Annotated in this window: 9 protein-coding genes; 4 read left to right on the top strand and 5 right to left on the bottom strand. The window is 60.6% G+C overall.

Translation table 11 applies throughout. The features are described 5' to 3' along the window. Positions 1-125: 125 nt before the first annotated feature. Positions 126-797, top strand: a complete 672-nt coding sequence (locus RWN05_RS03470; RefSeq protein ID WP_314138542.1) for a type II CAAX endopeptidase family protein — start codon at positions 126-128, stop codon at positions 795-797. Positions 798-1,470: 673 nt separating this feature from the next. Here RWN05_RS03470 and RWN05_RS03465 read toward each other — a convergent pair. Genes RWN05_RS03465 through RWN05_RS03450 form a run of 4 tightly spaced genes read right to left on the bottom strand, consistent with a single transcriptional unit; the run spans position 1,471 to position 6,756 of the window. Beyond that, complete coding sequence (locus tag RWN05_RS03465) at positions 1,471-2,463, bottom strand: hypothetical protein (RefSeq protein WP_314138540.1); 993 nt, start codon at positions 2,461-2,463, stop codon at positions 1,471-1,473. Then, positions 2,463-4,421, bottom strand: a complete 1,959-nt coding sequence (locus tag RWN05_RS03460) for a hypothetical protein (protein ID WP_314138538.1) — start codon at positions 4,419-4,421, stop codon at positions 2,463-2,465. The genes RWN05_RS03465 and RWN05_RS03460 overlap by 1 nt, the downstream gene beginning before the upstream one ends. A 17-nt stretch (positions 4,422-4,438) precedes the next feature. After that, on the bottom strand, positions 4,439-5,422 hold the full coding sequence (locus RWN05_RS03455) for a hypothetical protein (protein ID WP_314138537.1): 984 nt from the start codon (positions 5,420-5,422) through the stop codon (positions 4,439-4,441). Then, the gene (locus RWN05_RS03450; protein ID WP_314138535.1) at positions 5,419-6,756 is read right to left on the bottom strand and encodes a DNA methyltransferase; all 1,338 of its coding nucleotides are present in this window, start codon (positions 6,754-6,756) and stop codon (positions 5,419-5,421) included. The genes RWN05_RS03455 and RWN05_RS03450 overlap by 4 nt, the downstream gene beginning before the upstream one ends. A gap of 404 nt (positions 6,757-7,160) precedes the next feature. Between RWN05_RS03450 and RWN05_RS03445 the strand changes: the two genes are divergently transcribed. The 3 genes from RWN05_RS03445 to RWN05_RS03435 all read left to right on the top strand — a co-directional run bounded on the left by RWN05_RS03445 (position 7,161) and on the right by RWN05_RS03435 (position 10,982). Then, positions 7,161-8,717 carry a dGTP triphosphohydrolase gene (locus tag RWN05_RS03445; RefSeq protein WP_314138533.1) on the top strand — a complete coding sequence of 519 codons (1,557 nt, stop codon included), beginning with the start codon at positions 7,161-7,163 and terminating at the stop codon, positions 8,715-8,717. A 431-nt stretch (positions 8,718-9,148) separates the two neighbouring features. Continuing rightward, on the top strand, positions 9,149-9,865 hold the full coding sequence (locus tag RWN05_RS03440; protein ID WP_314138531.1) for a hypothetical protein: 717 nt from the start codon (positions 9,149-9,151) through the stop codon (positions 9,863-9,865). Beyond that, entirely contained in the window at positions 9,855-10,982 is a 1,128-nt protein-coding gene (locus RWN05_RS03435; RefSeq protein ID WP_314138527.1) for an XRE family transcriptional regulator, read from the top strand. Before RWN05_RS03440 ends, RWN05_RS03435 begins: the two co-directional genes overlap by 11 nt. 120 nt (positions 10,983-11,102) lie before the next feature. Here the strand turns inward: RWN05_RS03435 and RWN05_RS03430 are convergent, their stop codons facing one another. Then, a complete protein-coding gene (locus RWN05_RS03430; protein ID WP_314138525.1) occupies positions 11,103-11,618 on the bottom strand; it encodes a hypothetical protein in 516 nt (171 codons plus the stop codon). Positions 11,619-11,630: the final 12 nt, after the last annotated feature.

The raw sequence follows: 11,630 nt of genomic DNA, 5'->3' as shown, positions 1-11,630 counted from the left end.
GCCGAGAGGGCGCGTGATCATTCGAATCGGCGAGGCTTGACTCGGCCCCAAGGGCAGGTTGTCGACTGTCCGTGTCGTGAAGTGCGCGACACCGACAGGAGGGCTTTTCTGTGAACACCGACACCATGCCGACAGATCGTTCTCGCAGCGTCGGCTGGCCCGAACTCGCCGTCGCGGCGATCACCGCTGTCGTGCTGTACCTCGGCGGCGGGCTTGGCCTCTACCTGCTCGAGCTCCCAGCCGCAGCATCGGGAGTCGCGCAGTTCGCACTCTCTGCCGCCGTCCCCGTGCTCGCGTTCGTCGCCGCGGTCCTCACTCGTCGGCGATCGCTGAGTGCATTCGGGTTCCGCCGGGTCGCCCCGAGGTGGTTGCTCCTCGCGGCGTTGCTGGGCCTCGTCGCGATGGGCCTCGCGTCGCTGCTGTCGATCTTCGTCCTCGATCCCCTCTTCCCCGAGGACAACACGCAGGCGGACTACGACACCGCCGCGACCGCAGGCATCGCATTCTTCCTCGGAACGCTCGCCATGGGCGGAGTCATCGAACCGTTCGGCGAGGAGCTCCTCTTCCGCGGTGTCCTCGCGAGCTTCCTGAAGCGTTGGGGGCCATGGGTGATGATCGTCGGATCGACCCTGGTGTTCGCACTCGCCCACGGCATCAACGTCGTCTTCTTCTCAGCCGTCTTCATGTCGGTCGTGAGCACCTACCTCTATTGGCGGACCGGATCGATCTGGACGAGTGTGATCGTCCACATCACCTACAACTCCGCCGCCCTCATCGCCAAAGGCTTCGGACTGTAAAACGGAGACAAATAGGAAGGCACCATCGCGCGATTTCCCCCGGCGTGGAATACCAGAGCGTCCTGACCGGCGATACACGCCGAATCGGTCGCGGGCTCATCATCTCCCGCTCGCCTTCCGCTTCCTGGGAGGCGCAGAGAGAGCCGGTTGCCACTCCGAGTGAGCCCGAGGGCTACTGTGAACGACCACTCCAAGTGTCGCCCCACGCTCAGTGATCGAGCGGGTTGCCAAATAAAGTGTCGCCGCGGTTGTCCAAATAAAGTGTCGCTCTGCACAAGTCCGCGTGATTCCGCGGATCTGGGGGCGCGGATGGGATCATCTGGTGGCGCTTCGCGCCGATGCGCGCAGTCTGAGGCGACGAGCCATCAAACATGAAGTGCTCAGTGGCAGTGCAGATTAGAGGGCGAAGTCGAAGATCGAGCTGCGCACGCACGAGCGAAACTAAGACTGGTCGGAGGCCACATCCGGTTCCTTTGCGAGCTGTGCGCGCAGGATGTCGACGATGTTCGCCCGGGGCACGCAGCAGTCGAACTGGCGCGCCTGGAGCAGTGGCAGCCGCCATCGCGGCGGCTTTGGTCTCGAGTCATAGCTCTAACATCGTCGGGAGTCGCTCGCCGTTTCCAACGGATCTTGGTTCAGCGGAGCACTCATCGGCACGACCGTCGATTTTTCGTCACTGACCAAGAACCGCGGCGGCCGGAGGCTCCGCAGTGCGCACGAAGTCGAGTTCAAGAATGTACTCGTGGACAGCAGCCACCCCTTTCGAAGTCTCGCGCTCGTACCTCTCCGCGAAAGGGACAAGGAAGCTCGCGTTATGCGCAATTCCTTCACACCAGTAGTACCAAGCAAATCCCAGAACATGCGGTTTTGCTCCGACGGCGCTGAGGTAAAGGTGGTCTAGTTCACCCAACGAGTGCACTTTGGCCGAGAGTTCATGCGCCGTGGCGAACGGATCGTTCGCGGGCGCGAAGATGCGCGACGCAGGCCGGTAGTAGCGAATCGAGCTGCTGGAGTTCTCCAGCATGAGAATGCTCTCCTGATACATGTGCGGTTGAAGCCCTGGAAGGCCAACCATAATCACATGCTCCGCGTTCGGTTTGTCGTCGACGACGGCAGTCACCAGATTGTGGTCATACCCCGCTCCCACGATCAGAGCATCGCGAGGACTCGGTTTGTTCGAGTGCGTGCCTTCCATCCCCGGAACAAGGCCCACCCGATCCACAGGTCCTCGCGTGAAATTGGTTCGTTCACCCAACCTGTACGAATCCGGGTCCGAATAGTAGACCGCGACCCGAGTGACCCCCGCGGCTTTTAGCGCGAACGGCAGCATTGCGATGTGAGGGCGCATCATCCCGGTAATGTCAATCGCGATAGATATGGCCCGAAGCGGAACTGAGACCTCGAGCTGGCTCAGGACCTGCTTCCAAGACTCTGCCGGGCTCGAGCTGAGAGAGGCGTGAACTACCTCCCCGTCGGGGAGTTCCTCAGCGGTGTAGTCGTATTCGTCATGGACGAGCCACACTTTTCGGGTCGCACTCACCGCTTCGGCCAGGGTACGCACGCGTGCCGAATCGTTCAGGGCCGTGAGGAACAAGTCGTAGTGACGGGAGCTGACGTCCGCGTGGCTAAGACTATTTCGCTTGAACGCAGCGTATTCGACTGCCATCAGAACAACAGATCCGTTGTGTTTGCAGTGACGTGGAAGGGCGCATTAAGCGACGTGTCCAGCGTTTCCCTGACCCGCTGGAACGCGAGATCCTGCACCTTCGGATTGAAGATCGCTTCAACCGTCCCCCGATCCAAAGTAGCGTCCCCACGCCGCCCTGGCCGAAGTCCCCACAGTGGCGTGAGCATCGGATGAAGCTGGAACTTCCGATGCCGTGCGCCATGATTTCTGGCCGACCGTCCGCCTCGAATCTCGATGAGCAGGCCATGACTCACGCATCGTTCGAGCACAGCGTGCGCATCCGGCGATACCTGGCTCAGACTGGTTGAGAACGTAGCGACGTCAATCTCGTTGGGCTTGTTAGCGTAGCGAATGGAGTGCAGATACCGTCCGAGCCTGCGGATGGCGATCTCGCACTCTTCCCCTTGGGTTCCAAGGGGCTTCGCGTCCGAAAGGTACCAGTTGGAGGCGTCGAGAACGCCCTCGCTGAGTGCGCGCTCCGATATCTGAATTGAGCCACGGAAAACATTCTCACCGTGGAATTCAGCCCAGTGCGAAACGTACTTGAGAATCATAAGAAGGTTGCGCGGCAGAAAACCTGACAGGCTTACCAACTCAGCAAAACCGGCGTACGGCGTCTGCCTGCCCGCTTCAGAATAGATCTGCGCGATCGCGTCGCTTTTGCGATGTTTGAAGAAGTTCATCAACTCGGAATCTTCGTTTCCGTCGACCAATGGAGCCACGAAGTCGTGCGCCGCCGCCGCGCTTCCAGATGACGGCTCCTGCCCTCCCGCCCACAGCTGATAGAAGCGCAGAATGGCGAGTTTTTCGACGAGAGGGTATTCGGGGAAGCTCAAGGCGCGCGCGACGTCAGACGCGACTCGCGGTCCCTTCGCCCCGCTCAGCGCGCTACGCAGATTGACAAAGTACGGCCGCTCCAGCGCGGCGTAGCGCTTCAGCACCGCGTGAAGTCGCCTGGTCTGCAAGCGGTCGTCAGACTCAAACGACAGTCTCGAGATCCAGCCCGCTGCTTCATCTTCATCTAGATCAAAGGCAGCAAGTCGACGCGTGATGAGGTCCCGGCAGAACTTCTGATACTCATTCGGATCGCGGGCGTAGGCATCTTCAATCGGGTAGATTTCGTACTCGCTCCCTTTCCTGTTCACCTCGCCTGCGCTCAACGTCTCCTGCGTCCGAATCCCCCAGCTCCTGCCACCGACGAGGAATGTCGCAGGCGCCTCCTTCTCTCGGATGAGGGTATTGAAATAGATCTGCTGATCTTCGGTCAAGTTCTCATATTCGTCGGCGAGGAAGGTGATTTTCACGTCTTCGAACCCGGGGAGCTTGGATACCGATTTCGCGGTGGCAAAAATGAGCTCGCCGGGATTCGATCTCACCTGTACATCGAGTCGGCCCGTGTGCGCTGCGTTGTTCACCGCCCAGTCGATCTCACGCCGAAGTTGGGTGAGGTACGCCAAGATGCTGGACAAGGACATCGCGAAATCATCGACGTCGGAGACGGGAGCCTGCAGCGCCTGCGCCACGGCCCGGTATACGTCGGCGATCTCCTCCTCGCGCCACTGCTCAGATTCGTTCACCTCGGCCACGGTCGCGACGAGCAGCTCCGTGATCCACAGGTCCATGTAATAGGCGAACGTGGTAGCCCAGAGCTCCCTCGACTGACCCTTGTCTCGGAACCGACTTCCATTGAGGCCCCCGCATCGGAAGTAGATCCCGATGTATCCGTCTACCTGCACTTGGCGCAGAGGGCGTTCGTTTCGTGTTTTCTGCAGCGGGTAGGAGTAGTGGCGCATAAGATGCGTGCGCCCGCCGCCTTTCAGGCCGGTCAGGAACTGTGGCATGGCGCTGGCTGGGTCAACTATGGATCTGTCTCTGCCGCCAAAGGAGACATAAGTTCGTTCGATCTGTGGGTCGTTGAGATCGACTGCTTTCGTCACGTCGAATGGACTTCGCACTAGCCGTTCAGCTCCTTGGGATAGCGGCGGAACATTGGATTCCAAGGGCCGTAGGTGTCCTGCACCCAGAAGATCGGCAACGTGTGATCCGGGACGTTGTGGTGTAGCCCCAGCGTCAGCTGACCCTCGCCATAGCCCATCGTGTTGCCGGGAGCGAGGTCTGCGCCATAGCGTTCCGCAACGGCCATGCCGACCTCTCGACTAATCCCGGGGGGCGGCGCGGCGTACACGTGCGACTCCTCGCTGAAGGCTAATTGGGATGCGTTCAGCTCATGAACGGCCGCAACACGGTCGAAGCCCAGCCGGCGGACACCGTCCATCCCGCTCGGGTTCGCGAACAGGGTGAGGTACCAGATCTCGACGGGTTGCTCGCTCAGAAGGGCAGCCTGGCGGACGTGATCGATGAAGACTACGTTGTGTTCCGCTGCCTGCCGTCCTGTGCCGACGACATCGTCGATGAAAACGAGACGCCGTATCTCAGGATCAGCAATGCGGAACCGCCCATCCTGATGCGAAGCATCAAGTAACTCATAGGGGTTCGGGAAGAGTGCCTTGTGAAGACGGTTTTCCTGTCGAAAGTAGTAGAGAAGATGTGTACCGCTCTCGGCAGGGTTCCCCACCCCCAGGAACCGCGTCTGCGAGAGTGCCGCCTCAAAGCCAGCCCGCAAGAGAGCTGGGTCAGCACTCCCATCGGCTTGTTCGCGGATCTCCTGGATGACCTCGTAGCGAAAGAGATCCCGGTAAAGCGCTTTGAGCAGTTCGCGGACCTCACGGAGACCAAAGTACGTGAAATGTGACAGCAGGTGTGCCGCGTGTAGTCGCTCGACCTCGGCGGTGTATTCGTCTGATTTCCCGGTGAAGTTCTCCAGCCAGAGGTTCACATCCTGAACACTGCCGTTCCCCTCCCAAAGAGCGTCCGACAGCAACCGGATGCGTTTCCGGATGGTCGCCTCGTCTTCGTCCAGTCCGCCCAGCTCAATCAAAGGTTCGCCATCTCGAAGATCTCGATGTACTCCGCGGGGGCTGGAGCCCCGTTCTTCCTGGATGTCAGGAGCGTCCGCCCACGGATGGGGTCGCGCACGGACAGGGTTCGCTTGTATCCCAACGACTGGATTATGTCCGCGAGATGCTGACTCGTCCTGAGCACGCCCCCTGCGACATGGTTGTCACCTGACACGAGTGCGATCCTTTTCACTCCCACGCTGTGCGCGTTCAGGAAAGTTCGTTGCATATCGGTGAAGTAGGCCAGATAAATGGCGCCTCGGCGCGCGTCCTTCTTGGCGATCGAAGCGAGAGCTAGCTGGAGCTGCGAGCTCGTTACGCTCGACAACTTCAGCATCAGGTCCTGAGGCGAGAGATGCTCCCGACCGATGCTGCTGTGCTCGAGGTGAACGGTCTTACCCGTCGGGGCGTGACCTAACCACGCAGCTTCCAAGCTGGTGCTGCGGACGTACTTTTGGGCTGCACCATACGGCGGGCTGGTTAGCAGCAGCGTTTTGACCGCCTGCTCAGAGCTTGGCCACATCGTGACGTCCCTGGCATCGCCAGCGCGCACCTCGGCAATCGGCCGCCCGGGTGGCAGAGTCTCCAGCTTGGCCACGATTGATGCTCCCTCCAATGCCCACTGACGCCAGACATCCGAGCAGGACGCAGTCTCGTTACGGGTGCCTTTCACCGGCACGGGAATCCGGGGGTCAGTGGTAGCCATCCGCCTCGCAGTGAGAGCGAGACACAGTTGCACGAGATCTCGATCCCGCTCCTCGCTGTCCTCCGCCACAGCGGCCAGTCGCCCGAGGGCCGACATCGCTTCGTTTGAGTACCAGCGACTGAGTAGCGGTGACAGATCGGGGACACGACGCCGGCGTTTAGCGACGGCCAGCGCTTCGTTCAGAACAGTCGCTGAGTGGGCATGTGAACCTCGCGACACCTTAACCCGGCTGACCAACGCCGCGACAGGGTTCTGCTCGACACCAATCGAGGCGAGCCCCCGCAGTTGCGCTTCCAGAAGCACCGTCCCCGAACCAACGAATGGATCGAAAACCACATCGATGTCGGAGGTGACGGCTTCTGTTGACAGTAGAAACCGGGGAATATGACGAAGCAGTCTGGCGGGGTAGGGGTACAGTCCGTGCGTGTACTCGCTCGCCGGGAGCGGACCCACTAACTGACGAAAGCTGATGTCAACAGGCACGCCTTCGTACCTGCGGACGAGCGCCGCGTACTCACGTGCGTAGTGCGCCGACGGTGGGCGCCTCATGGGGTTGTGCGGGGCATCGAAGCCCGCCATGTGCGAGATCGGCTCTAGCGCGCTGACCATCACCGCCCCCTTCCCCCAGTGTCCGCTCACGATACACTGTCAGGCGACGTCCCTGGCCACGGCGAGTCGGATGGCCAAGGTTGTGCTCCCATGGGGTATGGCCCGCGCCTCACAAACGCTAGACTGTAGTTCGACGTTAAGTCTGCCTGGAGGGATACTGATGAGCACTGTTTCGGCGACCATGGAATCACGCGCACAGCAGCTGCGGAACCTTATTGAGGATCTTGTCAAGATCGTGGACGCGAATGGTGGGTCCATGACCCAAAGCGAGGCGGTTCGCTCCGTTGCCAGCCAGACCGGCTTGCCTCTGTCAGATGTCCCTTATGTAGTGAATTCTGCTGTCGCCGATCACCGGATTACGGCAGACCTGCGTTCAGGGATGCTTGAACTAGTACGCTGAATGGGTGCCCGAAGATAGTCCTGCCACGCCGCTGAAGACGCTCGCTGACGGATCAGTGGTCGATCCCGCTAGGGAAGCGCAACGCCACAACCGCGGCGAAAAGTCACCGCAAGGTGAGAAGGACTACCGCACCTCTGCGGAACGAGACCGTGGGCGGCTGGGGTACTCGGAGTATCTACGGCGGCTCGCAGGTGTCACGCAGGTCGTGTCGCCGGAGCTTGCATCGGCACAGATGCATAGTCGCTCCTCTCACACCCACAAGGTGGCGATGATTGCGCGGGAAATCGCGGATCATATCGTTCGCTCCATCCCCTACAACGAGGGATGGCGCGAGGTAGTCGCCCTCAATGGTGGTCTCGACATCGCTGCGTGCGAAGCGGCTGGACTTGCGCACGACATCGGACATCCGCCGTTCGGTCACGCAGGCGAAGATGCGCTCGACAACTACTTGGTCAGACACGGAGTCGCGGACGGCTTCGAGGGAAATGCTCAAACGTTTCGGACTGTGACGCGACTAGATCGCATCAAGGGCACCTCGGAGGTCGGTCTAAACCTGACAGATGTAACCTTGGCCGCTATTCTTAAATATCCATACCCGAAAAAGCTCCCCTATGACGATCCGGACCACCGAAAGTTCGGTGCGTACCTTGATGACGCAAAGCGACTCGAACAAGTACGGGCGAGCGTGCTCAATCTAGCTAAGGACGAAGATGACCCGGGGCGCCAGACTCTCGAAGCATCAATTATGGATCTCGCAGACGACATCGCGTACGCGATTCACGATCTAGAAGACTTCCTCGCCGCGGGACTCATCAATGTGGGACTCGTTATGCAGGACCTCAATACCTCTCTCAGCCACGCGAAGATTTCTCCTGAGCAGCGAGAATCAGGCGATTTCATGAGCGCGGACTTTACAACGAAGAGCAACACTTTCACTCCACCGCCGGTGTTCGTGAAGTCGACCGAGAAACACCGCAAGGGTTACGCCTCCTTTTTCAGCGACGTCGACTACGCGGCAGCACTGAATGACGTCGACAACTTCTTGAAACAGCTGGGGGACCCAGACACGCAGGACTATGGAATGAACCTGCGGCTGCTCCTCCGAGTATTCGTCAGCGACTTCTTCAAGGCCATCGAACTGTCCGACACCCCTCCATACGACGACGGTCCCTCGGTTTTCCTTACATCCGAAGCTTGGCATCAGATGCAGGTACTGAAGTCGATCACTCGCCACTATCTGGTCTCGCGACCTCGCATGGGTTCCATGCAGCGCGCTCAAACGCGAACAATCGAGATCCTTATGGACGGTCTTGCTGACTGGATCTGCACAGAGCCAAAGGAGCATTCGCTCCCACCAGCACTTCTGGGCATCTTCGCGCAGAACGAAGTGACCCTGCCTCTTAACCCGAAGAAGAAGTCGCACCGGAAGGTACTCGGGCCTAGGCACTACCGCGCCCTGTCTGACTACGTGTGCACGATGTCCGATTCGGAAGCGTTGATGCGCTCACAATGGTTGGCCGGCAGTGAGGTGCCGGGGTCCTTCCGCCTGGCTCTGTCTTAGACGTCCGTCGGCCGAGCCAACACCCCGCCTAGCCGCAACATCGGCAGTCGAATGAGCGATAGGTTCTCGTCGGCCCTCGATCGCGATGTCGGGAGGTCCAGCTCCGGCGTCCGTTCAGTTTGATACGGCTGCGCATCGCGACGCCATCCTGGATACGTCTACGACGGCGTATCGCATCTACCCAGTGTGAGGATGGTCTCGAGGGCTCCGATCTGACCTTGCAGGGCGCGCATTGGTGAAGGCGCTGATTGTGCCGAGACGATATCTGAATCTTGGTCGACGGAGAGCATTACCCCTCAGCTCGTGCTCACGGCCCGCCAGACTGACCACGACTGGACGGACTCGCACTTAACTTTTGGACAGGAAGGGCGGAAAACTACTTTACGGCGTGTCCCCAGAACGAGGATTACACTTGATGTAGGTTTGGAATCATGGACTTCGACACCCAAGCTGACACCCGCGTTGCGGAGGTGGCGCTTCGCCTCCAGGAGAGCGGCGCAGTGGCCCTCCTCCATTCCCTGATCTCGACCATGTGGGCTGCAAATGTGGCTCGATTCGACAGTGGGCTCGGAGACACCGCTTTGTCTCTTGGGATCCAGTGCTCCGAGAACCTCGCATCCCAGCTCTACCGCCGCCGTCAAGACTCAGATTTGACCGGGACCGGCCTTGTGGTGCGCCAGTCGAACAAGACGACCTTCTGTACCTTCGAGGACGCGACCCTGCGTTTCGTGAAGGCCCCGGTCGAGAGTGAGCTGCAGCCCGACTGGTCGGATGGCTTCTCGTGGAACAGCCACGTTCGTCAGGAAGCCGCGCTTCTCAACGACCAGACGTATCGAGCTCCGAAACGAGTACCTGGCATCGAGCCACTGATCGACGCGTCCGGCACCGGCAATGCCGGCCAATTGAATCAGTTCTTCATCATCTGGAACGGGCTTCGGGGGGAACTCCCTCTGACTGCCGGCTGGTTGACGATTCCGTCCCTGCATGAGGACCTTGTCATCGGCGTCAAGGAGCTGTGGCGCGACGCGCCCTCAACGGGAGGCGTCCGCGTTCCATCAGTCAGTGACGCCCCGCATGAAAGCGCCGCCGAGCCGACCGTGAGTATCACCCTCAAGAAGAATCTTCGCGAGGCCCAGCGTGGCAAGTGACTCTGACGCCCTCCGGCGCGCTCGCGCGCGCCGCTCCGGCGGTGTCACGCAGGACTTTGATGGATCGCGCTTATCGCTCGCACGGCGACTTCGCCGTGTTCGCCGCACGCAGCTCGCATCTGACGTCGGCGTTTCCCCCGCTGCCATCACGCAGTTCGAGCGCAGTCAGAGCCGACCAACAAGCGCAGTGGCGGCTCAGCTCGCGTTGAGTCTCGGCATGCCTCTGGAGTTTTTCCAGCGCGGAGCCGACATTCCGAAGATTCCCACTGAGGCCGCGCACTTCAGATCCCTCCGATCCACCCCGGCCATCAGCAGGGACCGCGCGCTCGCGTTTGCCGAACTCAGCTCAGCAGTCGTGAACATGCTTGAGGAGTACGTAGACTTCCCGGAGATAACCATCCCGACACATCTTGTCGATGGCGAAATCACGCCAGCGGGCATCGCTGAGATAGCGGGATCATCACGCAAGGCACTCGGTGTAGGCCCAGGCCCGGTGCCGCACATGGTTCGATCGTTGGAAGCGGCTGGGGCGATCGCACTCACTATGCCCAAACACATTGACTCGGGTGACGTTGATGCGTTTTCAACCGACACCGGTCGCCGACCATTGGTGCTTCTATCGTCCAGCAAGAACGACCGGGCACGTAGTCGATTCGACGCCGCACACGAGCTCGGGCATCTTGTGATGCACCCAGACGTCGAACCAGGGTCGAAGATCGTCGAGGACCAAGCCCAGACGTTCGCCGCACAGTTCCTCGCGCCCGACGATCAGCTGATCCCCGATCTACCGACCAAACTGGATTGGGATGCGCTCCTGAGTGCGAAGCAAAAGTGGAAGATCAGTCTTCGGGCTCTCGCCTTTCGCGCGCACCGTGTCGGCCTATGGTCAGACACCGTCTATCTTCGCGCGAACAAACAGCTCTCAGCAGAGGGCAACCCTGAACGCGGCCCACTCGGCCCCCGCGAACAACCCGTTGCCATCGGGCGCGCCGTCGCGATGCTGCAGCAAATCGGCTACGACTTCGACGAACTGGCCGCAAGTAGCAGGCTGCCGCGGAGCGTGCTTGAAGAGGTGACCGCCGCCGGGAGCGAGCAACGACTGACGGTGGTCGTGTAACGCATCGCGGAAACCGACCGTCATCCGACCCGTTGAAAACCCGCCGGATGTCAAGAGCGCGCAGCCTTCAGACCCGTAGGCCGGACTCGTCTTCGGCACCTCACAGTCCGGTTCAGAGAGTCACGACAGCAGGAACCCGTCGAGGATGTCCCTGAGGACCTGAGGGTCGCCGTCGTGCCGGAGCCAGTCCACGGGCGTGACTCGGACGTCATCGATACGCGTTTGTCGCTGTGGCGTGCTCATAAACCCCCGGATCGTCGCGGGATGCATGTCGCTAGGGAACGCCACGATCACCGCCGCGAGCCCGGAGAGGACTGGGGCTGCCGGGTCGTCCGTAAATTGCCAGGTCGGGTAATGCTCCTCGTCCTGTGCGGAGAACGCGTAGAGCTGACCCTCAGCTGTCCGTCGTCGCAGCTCGGCTATATCGAGACCGAGCCGTTCGGCCACCACGTTTGCGCTCAGCGACGCGTCGATCGTGTCCTGGCGGGTCTTTCGCTCGCGTGCTTCGAGGTCACCTCGAGCGACCCTCTCTGAGACCTCGGCGAGACGTTCGGCCGTGAACGTACCTGATTCGATGAGGAACGCGATCTGTACCGCGGACAGGGCACCATCACCTGGATCCGCTTCGCGGGTCATGATCGCACCAGC

This window comes from uncultured Plantibacter sp. (assembly GCF_963518075.1).
Classification (GTDB): Bacteria; Actinomycetota; Actinomycetes; order Actinomycetales; family Microbacteriaceae; genus Plantibacter; species Plantibacter flavus_A.
The sequence above is the reverse complement of the archived record's forward strand: the minus strand, read 5'-3'. Positions and strand labels throughout refer to the sequence as shown.

What these genes read in the sequence shown, in the direction of transcription:
- RWN05_RS03470 (WP_314138542.1), top strand. Translation starts at nt 126, where the DNA reads ATGCCGACAGATCGTTCTCGCAGCGTCGGCTGGCCCGAACTCGCCGTC.
- RWN05_RS03465 (WP_314138540.1), bottom strand. Translation starts at nt 2,463, where the DNA reads ATGGCAGTCGAATACGCTGCGTTCAAGCGAAATAGTCTTAGCCACGCG.
- RWN05_RS03450 (WP_314138535.1), bottom strand. Translation starts at nt 6,756, where the DNA reads ATGGTCAGCGCGCTAGAGCCGATCTCGCACATGGCGGGCTTCGATGCC.
- RWN05_RS03440 (WP_314138531.1), top strand. Translation starts at nt 9,149, where the DNA reads ATGGACTTCGACACCCAAGCTGACACCCGCGTTGCGGAGGTGGCGCTT.
- RWN05_RS03430 (WP_314138525.1), bottom strand. Translation starts at nt 11,618, where the DNA reads ATGACCCGCGAAGCGGATCCAGGTGATGGTGCCCTGTCCGCGGTACAG.